At 26.2% G+C, this 22,053-nt stretch carries 32 protein-coding genes and 1 tRNA gene; 24 read left to right on the forward strand and 9 right to left on the reverse strand.

Annotated elements, in window-relative coordinates; genetic code table 11:
* Positions 1 to 175: 175 nt before the first annotated feature.
* A complete protein-coding gene (gene sdaAB / locus BN6774_RS05380; RefSeq protein ID WP_066890941.1) occupies positions 176 to 856 on the forward strand; it encodes an L-serine ammonia-lyase, iron-sulfur-dependent subunit beta in 681 nt (226 codons plus the stop codon).
* A 1-nt stretch (position 857) separates the two neighbouring features.
* Positions 858 to 1,742 (forward strand): L-serine ammonia-lyase, iron-sulfur-dependent, subunit alpha, encoded by an 885-nt coding sequence (gene sdaAA, locus BN6774_RS05385; RefSeq protein ID WP_066890944.1) that lies wholly within the window; start codon positions 858 to 860, stop codon positions 1,740 to 1,742.
* Between the two features lie 51 nt (positions 1,743 to 1,793).
* On the opposite strand, the gene BN6774_RS05390 is transcribed toward sdaAA, so the two are convergent.
* Complete coding sequence (locus tag BN6774_RS05390) at positions 1,794 to 2,168, reverse strand: winged helix-turn-helix transcriptional regulator (RefSeq protein ID WP_066890947.1); 375 nt, start codon at positions 2,166 to 2,168, stop codon at positions 1,794 to 1,796.
* 166 nt (positions 2,169 to 2,334) lie between these two features.
* On the opposite strand from BN6774_RS05390, the gene BN6774_RS05395 reads away from it, so the two are divergent.
* Together BN6774_RS05395 and BN6774_RS05400 are read left to right on the forward strand one after the other, a co-directional pair.
* Positions 2,335 to 2,940 carry an FMN-dependent NADH-azoreductase gene (locus BN6774_RS05395; RefSeq protein ID WP_066890956.1) on the forward strand — a complete coding sequence of 202 codons (606 nt, stop codon included), beginning with the start codon at positions 2,335 to 2,337 and terminating at the stop codon, positions 2,938 to 2,940.
* 90 nt (positions 2,941 to 3,030) lie between these two features.
* Positions 3,031 to 3,189, forward strand: coding sequence for a DUF1540 domain-containing protein (locus BN6774_RS05400; RefSeq protein ID WP_066890959.1), 159 nt, complete (start codon positions 3,031 to 3,033; stop codon positions 3,187 to 3,189).
* Positions 3,190 to 3,288: 99 nt separating this feature from the next.
* Here BN6774_RS05400 and BN6774_RS05405 read toward each other — a convergent pair whose 3' ends face one another.
* Positions 3,289 to 3,582 carry a hypothetical protein gene (locus tag BN6774_RS05405; RefSeq protein WP_066890962.1) on the reverse strand — a complete coding sequence of 98 codons (294 nt, stop codon included), beginning with the start codon at positions 3,580 to 3,582 and terminating at the stop codon, positions 3,289 to 3,291.
* Between the two features lie 58 nt (positions 3,583 to 3,640).
* Positions 3,641 to 4,009: a DUF3221 domain-containing protein gene (locus tag BN6774_RS05410; RefSeq protein ID WP_066890965.1), complete on the reverse strand. Its 369-nt coding sequence runs from the start codon at positions 4,007 to 4,009 to the stop codon at positions 3,641 to 3,643.
* A 110-nt stretch (positions 4,010 to 4,119) separates the two neighbouring features.
* Here BN6774_RS05410 and BN6774_RS05415 point away from each other — a divergent pair, with 110 nt between their 5' ends.
* The 6 genes from BN6774_RS05415 to yedF all read left to right on the forward strand — a co-directional run bounded on the left by BN6774_RS05415 (position 4,120) and on the right by yedF (position 9,214).
* Complete coding sequence (locus BN6774_RS05415; RefSeq protein WP_066890968.1) at positions 4,120 to 5,247, forward strand: mechanosensitive ion channel family protein; 1,128 nt, start codon at positions 4,120 to 4,122, stop codon at positions 5,245 to 5,247.
* Between the two features lie 147 nt (positions 5,248 to 5,394).
* On the forward strand, positions 5,395 to 6,447 hold the full coding sequence (gene selD / locus BN6774_RS05420) for a selenide, water dikinase SelD (RefSeq protein ID WP_374111499.1): 1,053 nt from the start codon (positions 5,395 to 5,397) through the stop codon (positions 6,445 to 6,447).
* A gap of 7 nt (positions 6,448 to 6,454) precedes the next feature.
* The gene (gene yqeC, locus BN6774_RS05425) at positions 6,455 to 7,198 is read left to right on the forward strand and encodes a selenium cofactor biosynthesis protein YqeC (RefSeq protein ID WP_066890974.1); all 744 of its coding nucleotides are present in this window, start codon (positions 6,455 to 6,457) and stop codon (positions 7,196 to 7,198) included.
* A gap of 13 nt (positions 7,199 to 7,211) precedes the next feature.
* Complete coding sequence (gene yqeB, locus BN6774_RS05430; protein WP_066890977.1) at positions 7,212 to 8,018, forward strand: selenium-dependent molybdenum cofactor biosynthesis protein YqeB; 807 nt, start codon at positions 7,212 to 7,214, stop codon at positions 8,016 to 8,018.
* 97 nt (positions 8,019 to 8,115) lie between these two features.
* Positions 8,116 to 8,604: a MogA/MoaB family molybdenum cofactor biosynthesis protein gene (locus BN6774_RS05435; protein ID WP_066890980.1), complete on the forward strand. Its 489-nt coding sequence runs from the start codon at positions 8,116 to 8,118 to the stop codon at positions 8,602 to 8,604.
* Between the two features lie 10 nt (positions 8,605 to 8,614).
* On the forward strand, positions 8,615 to 9,214 hold the full coding sequence (gene yedF / locus BN6774_RS05440) for a sulfurtransferase-like selenium metabolism protein YedF (RefSeq protein ID WP_066890983.1): 600 nt from the start codon (positions 8,615 to 8,617) through the stop codon (positions 9,212 to 9,214).
* A gap of 87 nt (positions 9,215 to 9,301) precedes the next feature.
* Here the strand turns inward: yedF and BN6774_RS05445 are convergent, their stop codons facing one another.
* Positions 9,302 to 9,862: an NUDIX hydrolase gene (locus BN6774_RS05445; RefSeq protein WP_066890987.1), complete on the reverse strand. Its 561-nt coding sequence runs from the start codon at positions 9,860 to 9,862 to the stop codon at positions 9,302 to 9,304.
* A 162-nt stretch (positions 9,863 to 10,024) separates the two neighbouring features.
* Here BN6774_RS05445 and BN6774_RS05450 point away from each other — a divergent pair, with 162 nt between their 5' ends.
* A complete protein-coding gene (locus BN6774_RS05450; RefSeq protein WP_066890990.1) occupies positions 10,025 to 10,870 on the forward strand; it encodes a hydroxyethylthiazole kinase in 846 nt (281 codons plus the stop codon).
* Between the two features lie 170 nt (positions 10,871 to 11,040).
* Positions 11,041 to 11,487: a hypothetical protein gene (locus BN6774_RS05455; protein WP_066890993.1), complete on the forward strand. Its 447-nt coding sequence runs from the start codon at positions 11,041 to 11,043 to the stop codon at positions 11,485 to 11,487.
* Positions 11,488 to 11,539: 52 nt separating this feature from the next.
* Here the strand turns inward: BN6774_RS05455 and BN6774_RS05460 are convergent, their stop codons facing one another.
* Positions 11,540 to 12,019, reverse strand: coding sequence for a flavodoxin domain-containing protein (locus tag BN6774_RS05460; protein ID WP_066890996.1), 480 nt, complete (start codon positions 12,017 to 12,019; stop codon positions 11,540 to 11,542).
* A gap of 86 nt (positions 12,020 to 12,105) precedes the next feature.
* Positions 12,106 to 12,181, reverse strand: a tRNA-Met gene (locus BN6774_RS05465).
* Positions 12,182 to 12,347: 166 nt separating this feature from the next.
* Between BN6774_RS05465 and BN6774_RS05470 the strand changes: the two genes are divergently transcribed.
* The 7 genes from BN6774_RS05470 to BN6774_RS05500 all read left to right on the forward strand — a co-directional run bounded on the left by BN6774_RS05470 (position 12,348) and on the right by BN6774_RS05500 (position 18,176).
* Entirely contained in the window at positions 12,348 to 12,773 is a 426-nt protein-coding gene (locus tag BN6774_RS05470; RefSeq protein ID WP_066890999.1) for a hypothetical protein, read from the forward strand.
* A 217-nt stretch (positions 12,774 to 12,990) separates the two neighbouring features.
* Positions 12,991 to 14,760 (forward strand): DNA helicase RecQ, encoded by a 1,770-nt coding sequence (gene recQ / locus BN6774_RS05475; protein WP_066896448.1) that lies wholly within the window; start codon positions 12,991 to 12,993, stop codon positions 14,758 to 14,760.
* Positions 14,761 to 14,849: 89 nt separating this feature from the next.
* The gene (locus BN6774_RS05480; RefSeq protein ID WP_066891003.1) at positions 14,850 to 15,398 is read left to right on the forward strand and encodes a nucleotidyltransferase domain-containing protein; all 549 of its coding nucleotides are present in this window, start codon (positions 14,850 to 14,852) and stop codon (positions 15,396 to 15,398) included.
* Between the two features lie 98 nt (positions 15,399 to 15,496).
* Positions 15,497 to 15,790 carry a DUF6483 family protein gene (locus BN6774_RS05485; protein ID WP_268873155.1) on the forward strand — a complete coding sequence of 98 codons (294 nt, stop codon included), beginning with the start codon at positions 15,497 to 15,499 and terminating at the stop codon, positions 15,788 to 15,790.
* A gap of 33 nt (positions 15,791 to 15,823) precedes the next feature.
* Positions 15,824 to 16,825 (forward strand): S66 family peptidase, encoded by a 1,002-nt coding sequence (locus tag BN6774_RS05490; RefSeq protein WP_066891005.1) that lies wholly within the window; start codon positions 15,824 to 15,826, stop codon positions 16,823 to 16,825.
* A 278-nt stretch (positions 16,826 to 17,103) separates the two neighbouring features.
* The gene (locus tag BN6774_RS05495; RefSeq protein WP_066891009.1) at positions 17,104 to 17,490 is read left to right on the forward strand and encodes a hypothetical protein; all 387 of its coding nucleotides are present in this window, start codon (positions 17,104 to 17,106) and stop codon (positions 17,488 to 17,490) included.
* A 29-nt stretch (positions 17,491 to 17,519) separates the two neighbouring features.
* Positions 17,520 to 18,176, forward strand: coding sequence for a nitrite/sulfite reductase domain-containing protein (locus BN6774_RS05500; protein WP_066891012.1), 657 nt, complete (start codon positions 17,520 to 17,522; stop codon positions 18,174 to 18,176).
* A gap of 45 nt (positions 18,177 to 18,221) precedes the next feature.
* On the opposite strand, the gene BN6774_RS05505 is transcribed toward BN6774_RS05500, so the two are convergent.
* Positions 18,222 to 18,410: an EscE/YscE/SsaE family type III secretion system needle protein co-chaperone gene (locus BN6774_RS05505; protein ID WP_066891016.1), complete on the reverse strand. Its 189-nt coding sequence runs from the start codon at positions 18,408 to 18,410 to the stop codon at positions 18,222 to 18,224.
* A gap of 207 nt (positions 18,411 to 18,617) precedes the next feature.
* Here BN6774_RS05505 and BN6774_RS05510 point away from each other — a divergent pair, with 207 nt between their 5' ends.
* The 3 genes from BN6774_RS05510 (at position 18,618) to BN6774_RS05520 (ending at position 20,554) form a co-directional block, all read left to right on the forward strand.
* Positions 18,618 to 19,139 (forward strand): fasciclin domain-containing protein, encoded by a 522-nt coding sequence (locus tag BN6774_RS05510; RefSeq protein WP_066891019.1) that lies wholly within the window; start codon positions 18,618 to 18,620, stop codon positions 19,137 to 19,139.
* A gap of 225 nt (positions 19,140 to 19,364) precedes the next feature.
* The gene (locus BN6774_RS05515) at positions 19,365 to 20,171 is read left to right on the forward strand and encodes a CPBP family intramembrane glutamic endopeptidase (RefSeq protein WP_066891022.1); all 807 of its coding nucleotides are present in this window, start codon (positions 19,365 to 19,367) and stop codon (positions 20,169 to 20,171) included.
* 125 nt (positions 20,172 to 20,296) lie between these two features.
* Complete coding sequence (locus BN6774_RS05520) at positions 20,297 to 20,554, forward strand: hypothetical protein (protein ID WP_066891025.1); 258 nt, start codon at positions 20,297 to 20,299, stop codon at positions 20,552 to 20,554.
* A 155-nt stretch (positions 20,555 to 20,709) separates the two neighbouring features.
* Here the strand turns inward: BN6774_RS05520 and BN6774_RS18480 are convergent, their stop codons facing one another.
* Positions 20,710 to 20,889, reverse strand: coding sequence for a hypothetical protein (locus BN6774_RS18480; protein ID WP_207644564.1), 180 nt, complete (start codon positions 20,887 to 20,889; stop codon positions 20,710 to 20,712).
* A gap of 85 nt (positions 20,890 to 20,974) precedes the next feature.
* Between BN6774_RS18480 and BN6774_RS18820 the strand changes: the two genes are divergently transcribed.
* Together BN6774_RS18820 and BN6774_RS18380 are read left to right on the forward strand one after the other, a co-directional pair.
* Positions 20,975 to 21,598 carry a hypothetical protein gene (locus BN6774_RS18820; protein WP_084766898.1) on the forward strand — a complete coding sequence of 208 codons (624 nt, stop codon included), beginning with the start codon at positions 20,975 to 20,977 and terminating at the stop codon, positions 21,596 to 21,598.
* An 11-nt stretch (positions 21,599 to 21,609) separates the two neighbouring features.
* Positions 21,610 to 21,762, forward strand: coding sequence for a histidine phosphatase family protein (locus BN6774_RS18380; protein WP_122982998.1), 153 nt, complete (start codon positions 21,610 to 21,612; stop codon positions 21,760 to 21,762).
* A gap of 47 nt (positions 21,763 to 21,809) precedes the next feature.
* Here BN6774_RS18380 and BN6774_RS18080 read toward each other — a convergent pair whose 3' ends face one another.
* Positions 21,810 to 21,980 carry an aspartyl-phosphate phosphatase Spo0E family protein gene (locus BN6774_RS18080; RefSeq protein WP_084766900.1) on the reverse strand — a complete coding sequence of 57 codons (171 nt, stop codon included), beginning with the start codon at positions 21,978 to 21,980 and terminating at the stop codon, positions 21,810 to 21,812.
* Positions 21,981 to 22,053 lie beyond the last annotated feature (73 nt).

The raw sequence follows: 22,053 nt of genomic DNA on the forward strand, positions 1-22,053 counted from the left end.
TTGCAACTTATTTTACAAAGTAGGATTTTTAATATTTTGATATATACCTTATTTAATAAAAAAATTATAATGTAACCTTAATAAAACTTTTTGATGTAGTATAGAAATTTAAATATAGCAAATATATAATATCAATAGGAAAAGTTAATAAAGAACAGTAAAAGGAGAAAAAAGCATGAGTAGCATGGGTGTTTTTGATATTTTAGGCCCAATAATGATTGGTCCATCTTCTTCACATACAGCAGGGGCTGCAAGACTTGGAAAGGTAGCAAGAATTATAGCTGGGGATGATGTTGTTGAAGTTACTTTTTTGTTACATGGTTCCTTTGGAAAGACCTATAAAGGACATGGTACTGATAGAGCATTAGTTGCAGGAATAATGGGAATGGATCCTTCAGATGAAAGACTTAGAGATTCCCTTGAAATTGCAAAGGAAAAGAAAATTAAAATTACATTTAAAGATGTAGATTTAGGAGATTATCATCCTAATACAGTTAAGTTTTTGATGAAGCTTAAAAATGGTAGAGAGTGTGAAGTTATAGGGTGTTCCATAGGTGGTGGTAATATTGAAATCGTTGAAATTAACGGAAATCAGGTTAAATTTACTGGTACATACTCAACAATAATAACTTCTCATAAAGATATACCTGGAACAGTGGCAAAGGTAACTAATATTTTATATGATAGTGATGTTAACATAGCTTTTTTAACTTTAGGTAGAAGTCAAAAAGGAAAAAATGCAACTATGACCTTCGAAGTTGATGGAAAAATTTCAGAGGATTTAATTGAAGAAATTAAGAAGGTAAATGGAATAGAAAAAGTAATATATATAAATAAGATAGAGGACGGTGAATAGTATGGACATAGCAAGATCAGGCGAAGAGCTTATTAAAATATGTGAAGAAAATTCTATACCTTTAAGTGAATATGCTATAAGAAGAGAAATGGAAGATAGAGATGTATCAAGAGAAGAAGTAATTTCAAAGATGCAAAGAACTCTAGATGCCATGAGAAGTGGAGCAACAGAGGCTAGAGAAAAGGAAGTATATTCTGTAAGCGGATTAATAGGTGGAGATGCCTATAAGCTTCAAGAATATTTAAAAAAAGGTAAATCACTAACAGGAGATACTATGGTTTTAGCAATGGCTATGGCACTATCCTCATCAGAAGTTAATGCATCTATGGGGAAAATAGTAGCTTGTCCTACAGCGGGTTCTTGTGGGATTTTACCAGCAGTAATTTTGACAGCAGGAGAGAAGCTTGGAAAAAGTGATGATGATTTAATAAAAGCTTTATTTGCATCAGCAGCTGTTGGAATGATAATAGGAAGAAATGCGACTTTTGCAGGTGCAGAGGGTGGATGCCAAGCAGAATGTGGATCTGCATCAGGAATGGCAGCAGCAGCAATAGTTGAAATGATGGGGGGAACTCCAAAAATGTCTTTAGATGCAGCAGCGATAGTATTTAAAAATATATTAGGGCTTGTTTGTGATCCAGTTGCTGGATTAGTTGAAATCCCTTGTGCGAAAAGAAATTCTTCAGGAGCTGTAAGTGCTTTATGCACAGCAGATTTAGTTATGGCAGGAGTAGAGTCTAAAATACCTTTTGATGATGCATTATCTGCAATGTATAAGGTAGGAAGAAGCTTACCAGCAGCTTTAAGAGAAACAGGACTTGGAGGAGTTGCAGCAACAAAGGCAGGATTAATGCTAAAGAAAAAAGTGTTTAGCGATGAAAATTAATACTAAAACTCAAGCAAGATAGCTTGAGTTTTTTACTTAATTCTACATTTGTTATTCTACATTATTAATTTCTAATATGTATTCTTCACCATAACTATGCATGGCTTCTAAAACAGGAATTATTTTATTTCCTATATCAGTTAATCCATATTCAACTTTAGGAGGTACAACGGGATAAACCTTTCTATAAATAAGTTTATCTTCTTCTAAACTTCTTAATTGATTAGTTAACATTTTTTGTGTAACATTTGGAAGACAACGTTTAAGATCACTAAATCTTAAAGGCCCCTTACATAAATACCAAAGAATTAATATTTTCCATTTACCTGATATAAGTTTATGAACTAATATCATTGGACAAATACCGTGATTATTTGTACTTTCATTAATATAACAATCTTTATGATCTATCGAAAATTTTTCCATATAATATCTCCTTAGAAAATCCTTAAAAATAATTGAGAAGTAGTATCAATTTATATACTATGTGTAAAAAAAGTGTCTACTTGAAAATTAATAATATTTAAACTATTATTTTATTATATTATAACAAAAAGATACATATTTAGAAAGTATCTAGATGGAGGGCAAAATGAGCAAAGTATTATATATAAAAGCAAACATTAAACCAGAAGGACAATCAAGAACATTTAGAGTATCAGATAGTTTTATTGAAGAGTATAGAAGATTAAATCCAGAAGACGAAATTATTACTTTAGATTTATATAAAGAAGGAATAGATTTTTTAAGACCAGAAGATTTAGCAGTAGTATTTGGACCAAAGACTGAAGAAAGCAAAAATCATCCAATATTAAAATATGCTTATCAAATGGCTGAAGTTGATAAGGTAGTAGTTGCTGCACCAATGTGGAATTTAGGAGCACCTGCAATATTAAAAGCTTATTTTGATTATGTAAGTGTAACAGGAATTACTTTTAAATATACAGCAGAGGGTCCAGTAGGAATATGTAATGCCAAGAAAGCGTTAATAGTTTCTGGAAGAGGCGGGGATTATAGTAATCCAATAACTTCTCAATTTGAAATGGGAGAAAAATATACAAGAGCTATACTTTCATTCTTTGGAATAAAAGATATTAAGAGTGTAGCAGCTGAAAGTTTAGATGTAATGGGAATAGATGTTGATAAAGTAGTTACAGATACTATAGAAGAAGCAAAAGAAATTGCTAAGGACTTTTAATACAACATTAAATTAACAATTTTAAAATCCTAACCTTTTGAATAGTATTATTTTTAACGCAAATACTATTGTTGTAAGGTGGTGATTTCAGTGAATAAAAATCCAAATATAAAGTGTACAGTTGAACAATGTAAGTATAATAATACACAAGAAAAATATTGTACATTATCAGTAATTGAAGTTGGAACTCATGAAAGTAATCCAACTAAGCCTCAATGTACAGATTGTAATTCTTTTGAATTAAAATAATAAAGCAAAAAAGAAATGGATCTATTTTATTAATAGTTCCATTTCTTTTTTGCTTCTATAATTAAATAAATTTTAATTATGATTACTTAATTATTTATTTTAATCAAATATAAATAATATAAATGCTGTTAAAATTCCAATTAAAACACTTATATCAATAGAAATATTTTTATTTTCAAATTTACTTTTTAGAATAGATAAAACTTTTCCCATTAAAATAAGTATAAAAGCAGTGCTTATAGAAATGCTACTAAAAAGCGAGCTGAGTGTAATATTAGCAATTAATACAACACAAATTGGAATTAGTATAATTAATGAAGCTAGTATGTAAAGTATTCTAGTTAAAGCACCTGTATAAATATATAGCTTTAAACTTAATTTATTAGTTTTCATTTTAAACACTCCTTAGAATATTCATAAATAGATATTTAAATTTTAAGATTAATAAAAACTAGTTGGATAAATTAAAAGTCCATCCAAGATCTTTCAATTTCTCTAATGTTTCTTTTGGAATATTATCTAAGTTCCCTTTCTCAATAAGTTTACAATTATATATTTGAGTTCTAGCAGGATAAGTTTCCATAATTAAATCATAAGTGATTTTAATTTTATCTCCGCTTTTTAAAGTATCAAAAATATTTTCTTTATTAGTTTTATTATACATTACAATAGGACCAGCTTCTTCAGAAATAATAATATTATTTTTATTAGTTGATTTTAAATATATACCAATCATAGTGTTCTTTTTATTATTGGAATATAGGATAACTATAATTACACTTAAGAATATGATAGAAAAATAAATTAATAATTTTTTCATATAATACCTCTCTTATATTTTAATTATAGATTTAATTCAAATAAAATAGAATAAAAAAACAGAAAATAACTAAAAATAAGAATTAAATTAAAAATATTAATGGAGTGTGTATGGAAAAGATAGAAGATATTATTAAAGTATTATTAAAGATAAGTATAAGTAAATATATAGTAGCTCTAATAGTTATAATAATCTCTATTTTTATAAATAAGTATTTAGTAACTAAAATATTTGATTATGCTATTAGATTTGTAAAGAAAACTAGAAACTATGTTGATGATAGTTTAGTTAGAGCTTTAGAAAAACCTATTAAATTATATATAACTTTTTATAGTATCTATTTTTCATTAAAGTTTATAGATTTTGATGGACTGAATGTTAACAATATTACAAGTTATAGACTAAAAAAAATATTTATAGTTATAGTTATATGTTATTTTTTTTATAATTTAACTTTAGAAAATTCTTTTATTTATAGAAAAATTAAAAAAAGAGATATTGTTTTTCCTTTTGTTTCAATATTAATAAGATTAGTAATCGTTATTATAGGAATAAGCTGTATTGCTAAAGAATTTGGATTTGCTGGATTTATAACAGGACTTGGTATAAGTGGAATAGCTTTTGCTTTAATGGCTCAAGATGCTTTTTCTAATCTTTTCGGTGGTTTTATTATAGTTTTGGAGAGGCCTTTTGCTATAGGTGATTGGATACAAACGTCTGATATAGAAGGGATAGTAGAAGAGATAACTTTTAGGAGTACTAAAATAAAGACTTTTTCTATGGCTATTGCAACTATACCTAATTCTAAATTAGCTAATGAAAATATCATTAATTGGAGCCAAAGGGATCTAAGAAGAATACATTTTAAGTTCACTATAAAATTTAATACCCCTTTAGAAAGTATAAAAAGGTGTTTAGAAAAAATTAAAGATTTATTAAATAATCATGAAAAAATAGATAAGGAACTAATTATAGTTAGTTTTAATGAATTATCTACTTATGGTTTTGGTGTGTTCGTATATTTTTATACAACTGAATTAAATTATGTTAAATATGAAGGGATTAAAGAAGAAATAAATATAGAGATATTAGGAATACTTAGGGAGGAAGGAGTAGAACTAATGTTTTTAAATTTTAATTTGGGAGTTAACAATATTCATAGTGGATTTAATTGTGAAAACCAATGTTCTGATTTAGAATCTATAAGAAATATCACTGAAGAAGAGAGAAAGCAGTAGCTAAAGCTAAATTGATAATGCATTATGCATTATCAATTATCCATTGTAAAAATAAGAGTTTTACTATATTTTTTTATTTATATTTAGTGGTATAATTTAAGTAATAAGTAAATTATATAAAGTAATAAAAGGGGAACTAATATGAATATAGAAAAGAAGAAACTTATGCAATTATCAAAAAGATGTGGTTGTGCAGGTAAGTTTACACCAGATGAATTAGCAAAGGTGTTAAAGCATATAGAAGTAAAAGAAGAAGATAGAGATCCTAATTTAATAGTAGGCTTTGATAAGTCAGATGATGCTGGGATTTATAAAATAACAGATGATTTAGCATTAGTACAAACTGTTGATTTCTTTACACCAGTTGCAAATGATCCATACACTTTTGGTCAAATTGCAGCAGCTAATGCTTTAAGTGATGTTTATGCTATGGGGGGAAAACCTTTAACTGCCTTAAATTTATCATGTTTTTCAGCAAGTATAGGATCAGATATATTAGCAGAAATCTTAAAAGGTGGAGCAGATAAAATAAGAGAAGCAGGAGCAACTATAGTAGGTGGGCATACTATTACAGATGAAGAAGTTAAATATGGGGTTTCTGTTACAGGAATAGTAGATATATCGAAGGTTATATCCAATTCAGGAGCAAAGGTAGGAGATGTTCTTATATTAACAAAACCATTAGGTTCAGGGGTTTTAACAACAGCTTTAAAAATAGAATTTATAAATGATGAAGAATTTACTGAAGCTGCTAAGGTTATGGCTACTTTGAATAAAACTGCATCAGAAGAAATGCAAAAGATAGGTGTAAACTCTTGTACAGATATAACAGGCTTTGGTTTTGTTGGACACTCTTATGAAATGGCAGTAGGAAGTGGAGTAGCTTTAGAAATTGATAGTAAAAAAGTACCTATTATGGATAAGGTAAAAGATTTAGTAAAAGAATATTGCTTACCAAGTGGGGCTTATACAAATGAAAAACATTTTGAAAAATGGGTAAGCTTCAGTGAGTATATTGATGATGTAACTAGATTGACGTTTTTTGATCCACAAACTTCAGGTGGTTTATTAATTTCTGTAAGGGAAGAAAAAGCTAAAACTTTATTAGAAAATATTAATAATAAAAGTGAAATTAAAGCAGAAATTATAGGTAGAGTAGTTAAAGCTACAGAAGATAATAAGCCTATAAATATAATTTAGGAGACATATGAAACTATATGAAATTTTAGATATTAAAAGGGAAGATATAATTTCAATAGTAGGTGCTGGTGGCAAGACAACTCTTATGTTTTATTTAGCTAGTGAATTAAAGAATAAAGGAAAGATTTTAGTTACAACCACAACTAAAATTTACAATCCAGAGAAAGAGGAAGTAGATTACCTAGCCATAGGAAAAGAAAATTATGACTTTATTAAAAATAATAAAGAACATGGAATTTATGTCTATGGAGAAGGGATTAATGATGAAAATAAGTTAATTGGAGTAGAAGCTAATTTAATAGATGATTTAAAAGGTACCTTTGATTATATATTAATTGAAGCTGATGGATCTAAAAAAAAGGATTTAAAGGCTTGGAATACAATTGAACCTGTTATTTGTAGCAAAACAGATAAGTATGTAGGGGTATTGAGTTTAGCTACTATCAATAAAGAAATCAATAATAAAAATATTCATAGAGTAGAAGAATTTTTAACTTTAACTAATAGTAAAATAGGTGAAAAAGTTAATTTAGATATATTAATTGAAATAATATTTAATAAAAAAGGATTGTTTAAGGGCTCAGCAGGAGAAAATATACTATTTTTAAATAAAGTAGATAAGGTTGATGAAGATATAATAACCTTAATTTTAGATAAGATAACTAATAAAAATAAAGAAGTAAAAATTTTAAATAAAATAATTTATGGTAGCTTAAAATATAATTTTTTTGAATATATAAATTTGGAATAATGGGGTGGGATAAATGGATCAAGAGTACATTGTGGTAAGAGGTGGTGGAGATATAGCCTCTGGAACAATACAAAAGCTTTATAGAAGTGGATTTAAAATAATTGTTTTAGAAGTTGAAAAGCCTACGGCAATAAGAAGAAATGTTGCTTTTAGTGACGCTATATATAATGGAGAAACTGAAGTTGAGGGGATAAAAGCTATAAAAGCAAGCAATATAGATGAAATAAAGGAAGCCCATAAAAATAAATTTATACCAATAATAGTAGATCCAAAAGGAAATATTATTAACAAATTAAAACCTCTGGCAGTGGTAGATGCAATATTAGCAAAAAGAAATTTAGGAACAAATAAAGAAATGGCTCCAATAACTATAGCTTTAGGTCCAGGTTTTCAAGCAGGTGTAGATGTAGATGTTGTAATAGAAACCATGAGAGGGCATAACTTAGGAAGATTAATTTTTTCAGGTTATGCTATGCCAAATACAGGTGTTCCTGGGGAAATTGGTGGTTTTTCTAAAGAAAGAGTAATTTATAGTGAAGCCAATGGAAAAATCAAAAATATAAGTAAAATTGGAGATATTGTGGAGAAAAATCAAATTTTAGCTTATATTGGTGATATCAAAGTTTTATCTCCAATTAGCGGCCTTCTTAGAGGAATAATAAAAGATGGTACAGAAGTTACAAAGGGATTAAAAATTGGAGATGTAGATCCAAGACTTAAAGAAGTAGAAAATTACACCACTATATCTGATAAGGCAAGAAATATAGGAGGTGGAGTTTTAGAAGCTTTATTAATGATGAAAAATATAAAAGGATTGTAAGGGGAGAAGAGGATGTGGGAAGAAATTTCATTAGTAATACTTATTAAAAATAGTGGATTACTTAATTACAAAAAGGATGTCAAAGGGTGTGGGGATAATGGTAAAAGCTGGAATATTGAGTATAGCTAAAAATAATGAAGAACTTTTATCTAATGAGGAATCTCATAGAGTAAAAGTGGTAAGGAAATATTTGGAGAATGAGGGGTATAAAGTAGTTAGTACTAAAACTATAGAGAACAATCAAAAAGTTATTGAAGAAGAACTTAAGTATATGAGTGATATTTTAAATTTAGATTTAGTATTTACAGTAGGTGGGATTTATTGTTATGAGGAGGATGTTACTCCGGAAGCCACAAAAAATGTTGTACATAAAGAAACAAGTGGTATAGCAGAGGGAATTAGATGTTTTTGTTTACAATTGAGTAAGAAGATAATGTTATCAAGAGGTGTTGCAGGTATTAGAAATAAAACTTTAATAGTTAATTTACCAGAAACGACAAAATTAATAATACCGGCTTTAGATTTTTCTTTAGATATTATTAAGTCTTCCATAGAAATGATAAATGGAAAAAATAATTTAGTATAGAGGTGTTAGCGTGAATGTTATAGATTGTAAAGGCTTGGCTTGTCCTATGCCTGTTATAAAAACAAAAAAATATTTTGATTTAGAAGATGCAAAAGAAGCATTAGTAATAGTAGATAATGAAGTAGCAAAAGATAATGTATTAAGACTGGCAAAAGGAATTAATTTAAATAGTAGCTTTATTGAAGAAGATGGATTATATAAAATACAATTATCAAAAGGTGAATTTAGTAATGTACAAGCTACTAATAGTGATGAAATAGTAGAATATAGGACTTTAGCACCAACTATACTAGTTTCATCAAATCTTCTTGGAAATGGTGATGATAGATTAGGTGAAACTTTAATGAAGGTATATATTAATACCTTAGCTGAAGCTGAAATTCTTCCAGAGAACTTAATGTTTATAAATGGAGGAGTTAAATTAACTTGTACAGGTTCAGATGTATTAGATAGCTTAACTTTAATGAAAGAAAAAGGTGTTAATATAATAAGCTGTGGTGCATGTTTAGATTTCTATAATTTAAAGGAAGAACTTAAAATTGGAGAAATAGGAAATATGTATCAAATTATTGATCTTATGAATAAAAGTGGAAACACTATAAAGCTATAGATTTAAATTAGTAATTAAAAATGATTAAAAAAAACTCCTTATGGAGTTTTTTGTTTATTTTATATTTTTATTTTACATTATAAATTTTTAATAAAGATTTATAATTTTATGATTAAACTTTTCGTAAAGCTTTATCATATCTTCTTCAGTAGAGTAATTAGCAATTTCATTAATTGGTATCCATTTTACTCCGCTATTTTCATCTTCTTTAATAGTAAGCTCATCATTTTCATCTGCCTCTAAAAGATAGGCTACAGATAAATGAAGATGAGAAGCTATATTTTTTTCTCTTTTAATATGAGCTGGTACAGGAAGAACATCTAGTGAAAATATTTTATCTGATATTGGCTTAATATGCTTTATTCCTGTTTCTTCCTTTGCTTCTTTAATTGCTACATAAAGTAAGTCTTCATCTCCATCTGCATGTCCACCAGTCCATGACCAAGACTTATATATATTATGATAAATCATAAGAACTTTGGTCCTATCTTTATTTACAATATAGCCTGAACTAGATACATGAGCTAATGGATTTTCTCTAGTAAGTAAGTTGTTAAAATTTGTAATTGCATAAATAATAGCTTCTTTATCAGCGGCTTCTTGCTCATTATATGGTATATATTCTTTAATTTCTTCAATCCAATTCATAATATCCTCCTTAAGTTGAATTATTTAAATATTATTATATACCAATATTTATAAAAAAACTATTGAGCAAAATAAGTGCACATATAAAAATAATGTCGAATAATATGTATAGATACTATTTGTATTAGCATAATTATTTTAGGATGTAAGAGAGGAAACAAAATGCAAATTGGTATAAGAGCATTAGACGAAAGCTTAAACTTGCAGAAAAAAAAGGAACCTCTTATACACTGTATTTCTAACTCAGTTTTTTTTAGGAATTTAGAAAAAAGTGTGATTAATTATAATGGAAATCCTATAATTTCTAGTTCTATAGAGGAATATGCAGAAATCACATCTAAAGCCAATTCCCTAATGGTAACTCTTAATGATTTAAGCGAAGAAAAAATTGAAGCAATAGAAAAATCTATAAGAATTGCTAGAAGAAAAGCTATACCAGTAGTAATGGATATATTAGGAGTTAATATATCTTTTTTAAGTAAGGAAATAGCTTTAAGATTTATTAACAGATACAATATAAATATAGTAATAGGTAAACTTGAAGAATTTAAAGTACTAATTTTAAAAAAAGATAAACTTAGTAAAAGCATTTCTTCTAACTATAAAATTAAAGAGGATATAGAATTTAGAAAGAGCTTAAGAAGCTTTTCAAAACTATATAGAACTATATTGATAGTAAAAAGTAATGAGTATTATTTAACAGATGGCTTTAGTGAAGTTTATATAAAAAGATATATACAGGAAGAAAATGATTTATTAGGAATTGAAGGTATATTAAGTGGGTTGATTTCTGTTGGGGTTGCAGCTGCAAGTAATACGGAAGAAAGTTTTAGAGGCGTCTTAGTTGCTATTATTGCTATGGCAGTAAGTGAAAAAATGGTTGAACAAAAGAATTTAATTTATAGTAAAAATATAAAATTAATGGAATGCTTATTAGATGAAATTAAAAATATAGATTCGAAGAAATTAAAGGAATTACAAGACGTTTACTATCTATTCAAGAGATAAATAATAGTAAGATATTATATTTTTACTAATAGATAATATAATATCTTACTATTTAAAACTATACAAAATATTATTTGGAATAATTTTAAAAAAATGTTAATATAACCTTAGCCGGATATTTTTGACTTATAAGACTTATATAAAAATATATTAAGATTGGAGAAAATAAAGTGAAGATTTGTTCTAAGTGTGGGGAAGTAAATAATAACGATAATTTGATCTGCTCTAAATGTAATTTATCTAATAAATTTTTTATAGATTATGATGAAGAAGTTTTAAAAAGTCAAAAAAATATTAAGAGGAGCAATAGAATAAAAAAATATACAAGGACAATTCTTTGCATAGTTGCCATTCTGTTGCTACTATTATTGATTTTATTGAATTGTATTAATAAAACCCTTACATATAAATTAGTGTTTGAAGTAGCATTATTTAGTATAATTGGATTAGTTCTAATAAAATTTACAGAAGAGGTTTTTATTATTACACATATATTATCTATATCTAATATAGATAAGAATCAAATGTCAGATATATATAATATATTAATTAAAATTATAGGAATAATAAATATATTTTTTTCAGCTAGTATACTTATTAAAGCACTCTTATTATAAAAAACAGTATAAAATTTTTAAAAAATTTTATACTGTTTTTTATAATATATATTTAATTGTAATTTATAGTTCTAGCAAACTTACTAATATTTTCTGTTAATATATTTGATTTGTCAGAAGATACTTTTGCAATTTTTTTTACTATAAACCTTTCAAAGAAATTCATTTTAAAGAAGTTGAACTCTCCACCAAAGGATTCTTTGATTATAGCAGTATCAATTAATTCTTTGGGGAAATTTTGAATAAATGTAGTGTCTATTGCTTCCCCTTCTTGCATACAACAAATAAATAAAGCAATTTTCTTTCCTTTTAAAATTTCAAGATTTTTTGAACAAAATTCTTTTACTTCTTTTCGAATTTGTCCTATATAAATTGAACCACCAATAATTACTTTATGGTACTTATTAAGATCTATATCTTTAGTATTATTTAAATTAACTACATTAACTTCATCCTTAAGTTCTTTTTTTAATAGTTCTGAACATTTTTTAGTACATCCATATTTGCTTGAATAAACTATTAGAGTTTTCATTTAAATTCCTCCAGTTATTTTATATTAAAATCAAAAATAAAAAAGATAATGTATAACTTAAATAGTTTTAACATTATCTTTTACTTTGGTTGCGGGAGCAGGACTTGAACCTACGACCTTCGGGTTATGAGCCCGACGAGCTACCGACTGCTCCATCCCGCGATATTAAATTGTTTTCTATAATAATCATTATACAACTAATATATGTAGAAGTAAAGGGAATATGAATCTTTTATTTAAATTTTCGAAATTATAAGAAAATGTGATTTTAAAAATGTAAATATTGTGATAAATTATAAGTATAGGAATAAAGTAGGGGGACATATAAATGGATTCTATGATATACAGACTAGTTTTAAATTACTTAAGCAAAAAAGTAACAGTGGATCTAAAGGATGAGTTTATTAATGCTTCAGTTCACTTTAATATAAATAATGATATTTATAAAAAATATTCATCTGTGGAAATTGAATATATGTTAAGTACAATAGAGGATAATAACATTATTGATTATGTTGAGTTATGCTCTGTTTGCGGATATATATTATATAGATCTATAGAGAATAATGAGCTAAAAGAGGAAGATAGGATTGAAGCTCTTCAAATAGTTTTAGAAATTAGTAATAATATAAGTGGATATCTAAGAGGAGTTGTAAAGGAAGAAGAGTTATATAGGAATTTATTAAGAGTAACTGAAAAGCTTAATTTAAGTAAGAAAGAAACTGAAAACTTAATTAGTAATTTAAATAAATAATTTTGTAAAGGTTAACTTAAGAGTCTTGTTATTTAGGCAGTAAATATATTTAATATTTACTGCCTAAATTATTTTCTTATTGTATATTGAATGTCAGAAATTATTAAATAAGTTAATAATAAAAAAGATAGAAATTAAAATGAAATATTTATTATAATTATATCATTAGTAGTTTAGTATGTAAAAAATATGGTAAAATTTTAAGAAGAAAGGAGTGATTAGCATTTTAAATAAAGCAATAGAAATTTTACAAAAATATTATGGATATAACTCCTTTAAGGAAGGGCAATATGAAATTATAAGTAATATTTTAAGAAAAGAAGATACTCTTTGTATAATGCCAACAGGGGGAGGAAAATCTGTCTGTTACCAGATTCCTGCTGTAATATTTAATGGAATAACAATTGTAATCTCTCCTTTAATATCTTTAATGAAGGATCAAGTAGATTCAATAAATCATATTGGAATAAGTGCGGCATATATAAATAGCACTCAAAGTTTAGATGAAATTAAAGACATAATTAATTTATGTTATGAAGGTAAAATAAAGCTTTTATACATAGCCCCTGAAAGGTTAGAAAGTGAATATTTTAATAAAATGCTAAGAAGACTTAATGTAAGTCAAGTTGCAGTAGATGAAGCTCATTGCGTTTCTATGTGGGGACATGATTTTAGAAAAAGCTATAGATATATATTACCATTTATAAATAGCTTAAGAATTAGGCCTGTTGTTACAGCATTTACAGCAACAGCAACTAAAGAAGTTAGAAAAGATATTTTATATTTATTAGGCTTAATAAATCCGTATACATACTTAGGAAGTTTTGATAGAGAAAATTTAGCTATATCTATTCATAAAGAAGAAGATAAACTAGAATTTGTTAAAGATTATTTAAGAGAGCATGAAGAAGAAAGTGGAATTGTTTATTGTGCTACTAGAAAAGAAGTAGATGCTTTATATTATTATTTAAAGGAAAGAGGAATATTTTCAGCTAAATATCACGGTGGACTTAAAGATGAAGAAAAAAATTATTATCAAGATGAATTTTTAAAAGATAATCTAAATGTAATGATTGCAACTAATGCCTTTGGAATGGGAATAGATAAATCAAATGTAAGATATATACTACATTTTAGTCTTTGTAAAAATGTTGAAAGCTATTATCAAGAAATAGGTAGAGGCGGAAGAGATGGAGAAAAAACAGAATGTCACCTTTTATTTAATAGAGATGATATAAGGACCTTAGAATATTTAATTTATACAACAGCTGGAAACACAAGAAAAGAAATTGAAATAAAAAAACTTCAAAGTATGATTGATTTTTGTGAATATGATAAATGCTACAGAAGTTTTATACTACAATATTTTGGTGATAAAAATGTAAGGGATTATTGTAATAACTGTAGCAATTGTTTAAATAATGATGAACTTAGAGATTATACAACAGAAGCCCAAATGATTTTATCATGTGTATATAGAAGTAGAGAGAGATTTGGAACATCAGTATTAATAGATGTATTAAGAGGTTTTACAGGTCCTAAAATAATACAAAATAGGTTAAATGAGCTAACAACCTTTGGAATAATGAAGGATTATAGTAGCAAATTTATAAAAGATTTAATAAAAACATTAATAGATTTAGGATATGTGAGTTTGAAGGATGGAACATATTCTATGTTAAAGCTAAATCCTAGGTCAATTAAGGTTTTAAAATCACAAGAAAAAGTTATATGTAAGCTTAGTGAAGATACAGAAGAAAAGATAATTAATAAAGAACTATTTAATAAACTAAGATTATGGAGAAAAGATAAGGCGAACTCACAAGGAATTAAGCCATATATTATTTTTTCAGACTCAACCCTTATGGAATTAGCTAATAAAGTTCCAAAGACTAAGGAGGATCTTCTGAACATAAGAGGTATGGGAGAGAAAAAATATGAAAGGTATGGGGAAGAAATCCTTAGGCTTATGCAAATTGAAAATTAAATATAGCCTTACGCAAAATAAGAAAAACATAAGGGAACTCAGCATTAGCTGAGTTTCTTTAAATATAAAAATAAAAGAGGGTGGTTTAATTGCTTAATATTTTAAGTTATATAGGGGAATTTTTAAATAATGAAAATATAAGATGGGCAGTAGGAGGGTCAATATTATTAAATCAATTTGGAATTATTGATAGTCCTAATGATATTGATATTCTAGTAGATTTAAAAGATATTAATAAAGTTAATGATATATTAAAAGAAATTGGAAAAAAGAAGATTTATGAAAAATCTAAAATTTATGCAACAAAGTTTTTTTATGAGTATGAAGTTAATAATATAGATGTGGATGTAATGGCAGGTCTTATAATTAAGCATAATGAAGGAGAGTTTAATTACACTTTTGATAAAGAGTCAATTACTAAAGTTGTTAATATAAATGGAGTCAATATTCCTTTTTCCTCTTTAGAGGATTGGTATATCATCTATCAATTAATACCAGGTAGAGAGTATAAAGTAAGTCTTATAGAAGATTACTTTATGATAGATGGAATTAAAAATAGTACTTTATTAGAAAGAGGATTAAAAGAAGAATTACCTAAAGAAGTAAAATGGAGAGTTGAAAAGTTGTTAAATCTATAAGGACGTATTATAGGTTTAATAATTAGAATTAGGTAAGAGATAATAATGATATAAAAGAAAAAGTAAATAATTAACTATATAAATTAAATAAAGTTCTAATTAAGAAAGAGGATGATAATATGTTAGTAATGAATTTAGAAGATTCAGGATCATCTGAGATTCTTCGTATAATTTTAAAAAGTCTTATAGATAAAAAAGAATATAATAAAGCAGAAAATTTTCTTTTTGAGGAAATTGAGAAAAACAAATCAGAAGCAAATTATAAAATAGCAGTTGATTTTTATGAGGATTTATTAGAAAAAAATGATGAAGATTTAATGGAAAATAATTTTTCAAGAGAAGAAGTACTACAAGGATTAAGGGATTTAGAATTATTATTTAACAAGAAATAATATGTAATACTTATATTAATTTGGGGTGAGGTTATGAAAAATAAATTTAAAATAAATGCAGGTGAGGGAATAGGTATTTTTTCCCCTTCATCACCAATAACTAAAACTTGTCCTAATAGAACTGAAAGAGCTATAGAGTATTTAGAGGAAAAAGGTTTTATTATTATTAAAGGTAGTCTAACTGGGAAAAGTGATTTTTATAGATCAGGAAGCATAAAGGAAAGAGCTGAGGAATTAAATAATCTTATAAGAAATTCAGAGGTTAAGTGTATTATGTCAACTATTGGAGGAATGAATTCTAATTCACTTCTTCCATATATAGATTATGAAGAATTTAAAAAGAATCCTAAACCAATAATAGGATATTCAGATGTTACAGCTATATTACTTGGTATTTATGCTAAAACAGGAGTTTCTACTTACTATGGTCCTGCCTTAGTATCATCTTTTGGAGAGTTAGAACCTTTTGTAACTGAAACTTATAATAATTTTAAGAAGATACTAATTGATAAAATAGAATATCCATGTAAGTTAGAAATGCCTAAATTTTGGACTGAAGAATATATAAATTGGGAAGAACAAGATAGATCTAAAAAGCCTTTTAATAATAATTGGGTTACTGTTACTGAAGGAGTTTCTGAAGGTAGGTTAATTGGAGGAAACTTAAATACAATGATGGGGATTTGGGGAACTGAATATATGCCTGAAATTAAAGCTGGAGATATATTATTTATAGAAGATTCATTAAAGGATTGTGCAACTATTGAAAGAAGTTTTTCATTATTAAAATTAAGTGGAATTTTTGATAAAGTTTCAGGAATTATATTAGGAAAGCATGAGTTATTTAATGATAATGGTACTGGTAGAAAGCCTTATGAGATGTTATTAGAAGTTATAGGCAATAGCACTATTCCATTTTTAGCAGACTTTGATTGTTGTCATACCCATCCTATGTTAACTTTGCCTATTGGATGTAAGGTTAGGCTTGATGCTACAAATAAAAGTGTATCTATAATTAAAGATTGGACTAAATAATTCAAAGAGATTTTATGAAAATAATTTTTTATTATGTATTCATTAATTAATATTTTAGGATTTGTAGTAAAAGAAGAATTTCGTAAAATTGGTATAGGAAATATCTTGATAAATAATTTAGAAAAGTAGGCAAAAGAAAATAATTATTATGTCATAAGATTAGTATCTGGAGTAGATAGAGTTAATGCCCATAGATTCTATGAAAAGCATGGATATATTAATAGAAAAGAACAAAAGAACTATATTAAGAATTTTCATTTTATTAAGGAGTAATTTAAATGAAAAAATATTTTATTTTAGGTTGTTTTGTAATAAGTATAATATTAATATTTTTTGTATGTAGAAATTATTCGAGCAAAGTATTAAAAGACTATGATGGAAGTATTTACTTTGGAAATAATGAAGCTTATGCTATGGGTGTAACTGAAGGAGATAGGATAATTTTCAAAGATAGAAATAAGGCATTAATACAAGCTCGTAAGGACTACTCTGAGGGCTTTGAAGCAATAAAAGAAGAATTTAATTTATTACCAGTAAATAAGTTAAATTGGAAGCTATATAAAACCTATGGATGGCAGTTAACAAAAGCAGATGAAGAAATTAAAAATCAAGGTAGAAAAATAAGTCAATTTTTTGACTTCTATGAGAATAATTTTGAGGAATAATTATGATATTTTAAATTTAGGAGGAACACATGAGCAATTATGGTAATTTGCAAAAGGTTGTAGATGGAAAAAGAAAATTTGGAATAACTCCTCATATACCAGGAGGGTTTATAACTCCTGAAAACCTTGAAAAGATAGCTAAAGTAGCTAAAAAATATAATGGGGTTATAAAAATTACATCAGGTCAAAGAATATTGATTACAAATTTAGAGGAAAGTGATTTAGTTGCTATTTGGGAAGAACTTGGAATGGTACCAGCTGTTAAAACACAAAATTCTGTTAAGAACGTAGAAATTTGTCCTGCGGGTTTTTGTAAAAGATCAAAGCATAATACAATTGGAATAGGAATGAGACTTTCAAAAAAATATCATTGGGCAGAAATGCCATGTAGAACTAAAATAGGTGTTGCTGGTTGTAGAAATGCTTGTGGTAGTGTTTATAGTAAAGATGTTGGAGTAATAGCAGATAAAACTGGATTTATGGTAACTGTAGGAGGTTCTGCAGGTTATAATCCAAGAATGGCAGATATTATAGCAATTGATTTAGAAGAGAAAGATGCAGAAAATTTAGTTGATATTATTTTTGAATACTATAAAGAAAATGCAGAAGCAGGTGAAAAGCTTGGTTTCTTTATAGATAGAATAGGAATAAAAAAATTCAAAGAAGATGTAATTAAAAGTTTATAAACAAGAGGGGTGTTAAAATAACAGCCCTCTTTTGTTTAATAATTATTAATCTGTATAATTAGTCATTGCATTATTAGCAACTGATACTGCATTTTGTACAGCATTTAAAGTATTTTGAATTTCTTGTTTATTATTAGCTTTTTCTACAGAACTCATAGCTTGATTTAAAGCTGTTTGAGCATTTTGTAATTGTGAGCAAGCATTTTGTAATTGATCCTTAGCATTTTGTTGCATGATATTACCTCCAAAATATTTTAATAGTGATATACAATCACAAATATAGTATAGGTATTTTTATAATATATATTCTTATAGATTATTACCAAAAATGTACATAAAAATTTCTGAATATAAAATTCTAAGATACATAAAATATTAGTGCTTTAGCTAAGAAAAAATACAAAAGAAAAACTAATAAAATAGTACAAAAGGAGAGAAAATATGAAAAAGACAATTAAATTTTTTATATCAACAGTTATGATATTAGTAGCTTCAATATTATTTACATCAAAAGTATTTGCTAGTAATACTAAATACATAAAAGAAGAAAAAAATATAGTAGATATAGCTGTAAGTGATGGTAGATTTACTACATTGGTAGAGGCATTAAAGGCAGCGGATTTAGTAGATACACTAAAAGGAAAAGGACCATTTACTGTTTTTGCACCTACAGATGATGCCTTTAAAAAATTACCTGCAGGGACAATAGAAAGTTTACTAAAACCAGAAAATAAAGATACACTTAAGGATATTTTGCTTTACCATGTAGCAAAAGGTAATTTAACTTCAAAAGATGTAGCAAAATTAGATGGAAAAGAATTACCTTTATTGAATGGAAAAACAGCAAAAATAACTATAAAAAATGGTGATGTTTTTATTAATGATTCTAAGATAATTATTGTTGATATTAAAGCTAGTAATGGCACAATACATGTTATTGATACAGTATTAATGCCAAAATAAAGTTAACAAAAAGAATTAATTGCATAGATAAAATATAGTGATTAAAAATCTCAAAATTAAAGTTAGCAAGATAGATTTGTATGTGATTTTCCCTATTAAAAGGAAATATAGCAAAAAAATCTATCTTATTTTTTACAAAAAAACAAATATTATAGTATTACATAATATGTTATAATTGTAAATATTAATAATTAAGAAAACAAGTTTTGAGGTTAGATATAGACTATGAAAGATATAAAAGTAGGAAAGATTATTTTTATTTGGTTTTTATCACCAATATTAGTAGGGATATTAGTAGGAATATTTTTAGAAATATTTAATTTAGAAATTAGTGACTTTACATTAGAAGTATTAGTTTCATTAGGAATGTTATTATTAATTATAAAAAGTGGGAAAATAAATATTTTGTTAATAAAGGAAAGATTTAAAGATTTTAAAAATAAACTAAATATAAAAGAAATTATTAGTGTAGTATTAACTCAAGTATTTTTATCTATAGGATTTTCTTACTTAAGTCTAGGCTTTATTGCAATTGTAAACTTAGATAAAGCTTTATCTATAATAAATAGTGATGTTGGAAATCCAAAAAGCTTAATAGAGTTAGTAATGTGGAGTATTTCAGTAATAATATTAGCTCCAATCATAGAAGAATTAGTATTTAGAAAAGTTTTGTTTGTAAAGTTTTCAAAAAAACTAGGAATAGTTATTTCTGCTATTTTATCATCTTTAATATTTGGAATTGGACATGATATTTTAGGAGTATTAGGTGCAGTAATATTTGGATTAGCTTGCTGTATATTATACAAAAAATATGAAAATATTATAGTTCCAATAGCAATTCATGTTATTAATAATATCATTGCATGGATACTTACTTGTATAGATTATTTTCAGGGAGATTTAAATTCAATTACTGATAACATTACAAGAAGTGATATTAACATTTATTTAATATATGGAAGCTTAATTACAGTTATTTCCCTTATAGTATTTAGTATATTTATTGTAAAGAATAAAAAAATTATTATTTAAAAATGCAAAAAGAAGTTGGAGACTAAATGGAGTTCAAACTTAAAATATGAAAAGGACTATTAATTATATAGGAAAAATATATTTTCATAAGAGTGTAAATTAAGGATTAAGAAGGAGAGAAATCTATGATAATGATTTTGAATCAAAAAGAGGTTTTTGTGGGAGCTGCTTTAAAAAGATTTAATGAAGTACGTGATATACTTTCTGTAAATGGAATTAATTACAAATATAGAGTGGTTGACAACGCTAGTCCAAGCCTTTTGGGAGCATCTAGAAGAGCAAGAACAGGTACCTTTGGAGAAAAAATGGAGCACTCAAAAACGTATTATATCTATGTTCATAAGGATGATTATGATAAAGCCAATTATTTATTAAGAAAATAAATTTGATTAGCCTTAATGAAAAATTATTAAAACTCCAATTAATATTGGTATAAATATAATTAATAATGTTATAATAAATATATTTTTTACAACTCTATTTAATATATTTTCACTTATAGAATTAATCATTAGTATTATTAAATATATAATTGATACTAAGATACGATAAAAAGATATGCTATAAATGTAAAAGAACTAGTCATAGTAGGTTTACCCATCATAATTTCATTAGTAGAAATAGTATAAACTCTAAATAAACCAATACTTATTATTCCTAGAAATATTATAAAGGCTATAAGCCATTTCTTATTTTTCATTTTGTTATATTCCTTCATAATAGCAATATATTTTAATATATTAAAATTATCTATTTATTATATCTTTATTATATATAAAATAATGGGAAAGAGGGATTGAAAATTGAATAAAAAAAGTTTTTTACTATGTATTGGAATTTTATTTTCTTTATTTTTAGTATCATGCAAATCGGAAGCGAAGGATGCTAAGCCTGTAATTTATTTATATCCAACGAAAGAAGAAGTTGTAGATGTGAAACTTGATTATAAGGGAAAGCTTACTTTTACTTATCCTGAGTATAAGGATGGTTGGACAATAACAGCTAAACCAGATGGGACTTTAATAAATCTTGATGATAACAGGGAATATTCTTACTTATTTTGGGAAGGAATATCAAATTTAGATTATAATATATCAGAGGGATTTGTTATAAAAAAAGAAGACACTAAAGATTTTTTACAAGAAAAGTTAGAGTATATGGGATTAACTCCAAGAGAGTACAATGAATTTATTGTTTATTGGCTACCTATTCTTGAAGAAAATGATTATAATCTTATTTATTTTGCTGGTGAAGAGTATGATGAATATGCAAAGCTTAATATAAATCCTAAGCCAGACTCTATTCTAAGAGTAATGATGGTATATAAACCATTAGACAAGCCTATTGAAATTAAAGAGCAAAAACTTACACAGTTTGACAGAAAAGGTTTTTCGGTAATTGAATGGGGAGGAACTAAGATAGATTAGAGGAGGTTAAAATGAATAGAGTTTATTTTGTAAGACATGCTAAGCCGGATTTTTCAGTGAAAGATGAATTAATAAGACCCCTAAGTCCAGAGGGAATTGATAGTAGTAAAAAGGTTAAGAAGTTTTTAAAAGATAAAAATATAAGTAGAATATATTCAAGCTGATTAAAGAATGTGTAGAAAAAGTACCTAGAATTAGGTACTTTTTTATTTTATTGATCCCCATAAAATTTATCTATTGATTTATTTTTTAATATTTTCTTTTGGGCTTCATTTATTTCTTTATCAAGTTTCCTACTTAATTTTAAAACCTCGCTTGTAAGTCCTTTTGATTCATATAATTTTTCAAGTTCGCTTCTAATTTGATTAATTTTATAATCCATAATACCCCCCTTCAAATTAAATTATAAAAAGTATTTATATTCAAATCAAGAAAAAAATAAAAATGATGTAAAA

The organism is Clostridium nigeriense (assembly GCF_900086595.1).
Lineage (GTDB): Bacteria > Bacillota > Clostridia > Clostridiales > Clostridiaceae > Clostridium > Clostridium nigeriense.

What these genes read in the sequence shown, in the direction of transcription:
- BN6774_RS05510 (WP_066891019.1), top strand. Translation starts at nt 18,618, where the DNA reads ATGAAAAAGACAATTAAATTTTTTATATCAACAGTTATGATATTAGTA.
- BN6774_RS05460 (WP_066890996.1), bottom strand. Translation starts at nt 12,019, where the DNA reads ATGAAAACTCTAATAGTTTATTCAAGCAAATATGGATGTACTAAAAAA.
- BN6774_RS18080 (WP_084766900.1), bottom strand. Translation starts at nt 21,980, where the DNA reads ATGGATTATAAAATTAATCAAATTAGAAGCGAACTTGAAAAATTATAT.
- BN6774_RS05445 (WP_066890987.1), bottom strand. Translation starts at nt 9,862, where the DNA reads ATGAATTGGATTGAAGAAATTAAAGAATATATACCATATAATGAGCAA.
- BN6774_RS18380 (WP_122982998.1), top strand. Translation starts at nt 21,610, where the DNA reads ATGAATAGAGTTTATTTTGTAAGACATGCTAAGCCGGATTTTTCAGTG.
- BN6774_RS05520 (WP_066891025.1), top strand. Translation starts at nt 20,297, where the DNA reads ATGATAATGATTTTGAATCAAAAAGAGGTTTTTGTGGGAGCTGCTTTA.
- BN6774_RS05410 (WP_066890965.1), bottom strand. Translation starts at nt 4,009, where the DNA reads ATGAAAAAATTATTAATTTATTTTTCTATCATATTCTTAAGTGTAATT.
- BN6774_RS18480 (WP_207644564.1), bottom strand. Translation starts at nt 20,889, where the DNA reads ATGAAGGAATATAACAAAATGAAAAATAAGAAATGGCTTATAGCCTTT.
- BN6774_RS05435 (WP_066890980.1), top strand. Translation starts at nt 8,116, where the DNA reads ATGGTAAAAGCTGGAATATTGAGTATAGCTAAAAATAATGAAGAACTT.
- BN6774_RS05395 (WP_066890956.1), top strand. Translation starts at nt 2,335, where the DNA reads ATGAGCAAAGTATTATATATAAAAGCAAACATTAAACCAGAAGGACAA.
- BN6774_RS05415 (WP_066890968.1), top strand. Translation starts at nt 4,120, where the DNA reads ATGGAAAAGATAGAAGATATTATTAAAGTATTATTAAAGATAAGTATA.
- yqeC (WP_066890974.1), top strand. Translation starts at nt 6,455, where the DNA reads ATGAAACTATATGAAATTTTAGATATTAAAAGGGAAGATATAATTTCA.
- sdaAB (WP_066890941.1), top strand. Translation starts at nt 176, where the DNA reads ATGAGTAGCATGGGTGTTTTTGATATTTTAGGCCCAATAATGATTGGT.
- yqeB (WP_066890977.1), top strand. Translation starts at nt 7,212, where the DNA reads ATGGATCAAGAGTACATTGTGGTAAGAGGTGGTGGAGATATAGCCTCT.
- BN6774_RS05450 (WP_066890990.1), top strand. Translation starts at nt 10,025, where the DNA reads ATGCAAATTGGTATAAGAGCATTAGACGAAAGCTTAAACTTGCAGAAA.
- BN6774_RS05500 (WP_066891012.1), top strand. Translation starts at nt 17,520, where the DNA reads ATGAGCAATTATGGTAATTTGCAAAAGGTTGTAGATGGAAAAAGAAAA.
- BN6774_RS05470 (WP_066890999.1), top strand. Translation starts at nt 12,348, where the DNA reads ATGGATTCTATGATATACAGACTAGTTTTAAATTACTTAAGCAAAAAA.
- BN6774_RS05390 (WP_066890947.1), bottom strand. Translation starts at nt 2,168, where the DNA reads ATGGAAAAATTTTCGATAGATCATAAAGATTGTTATATTAATGAAAGT.
- BN6774_RS05405 (WP_066890962.1), bottom strand. Translation starts at nt 3,582, where the DNA reads ATGAAAACTAATAAATTAAGTTTAAAGCTATATATTTATACAGGTGCT.
- sdaAA (WP_066890944.1), top strand. Translation starts at nt 858, where the DNA reads ATGGACATAGCAAGATCAGGCGAAGAGCTTATTAAAATATGTGAAGAA.
- BN6774_RS05490 (WP_066891005.1), top strand. Translation starts at nt 15,824, where the DNA reads ATGAAAAATAAATTTAAAATAAATGCAGGTGAGGGAATAGGTATTTTT.
- BN6774_RS05495 (WP_066891009.1), top strand. Translation starts at nt 17,104, where the DNA reads ATGAAAAAATATTTTATTTTAGGTTGTTTTGTAATAAGTATAATATTA.
- BN6774_RS05505 (WP_066891016.1), bottom strand. Translation starts at nt 18,410, where the DNA reads ATGCAACAAAATGCTAAGGATCAATTACAAAATGCTTGCTCACAATTA.
- BN6774_RS05515 (WP_066891022.1), top strand. Translation starts at nt 19,365, where the DNA reads ATGAAAGATATAAAAGTAGGAAAGATTATTTTTATTTGGTTTTTATCA.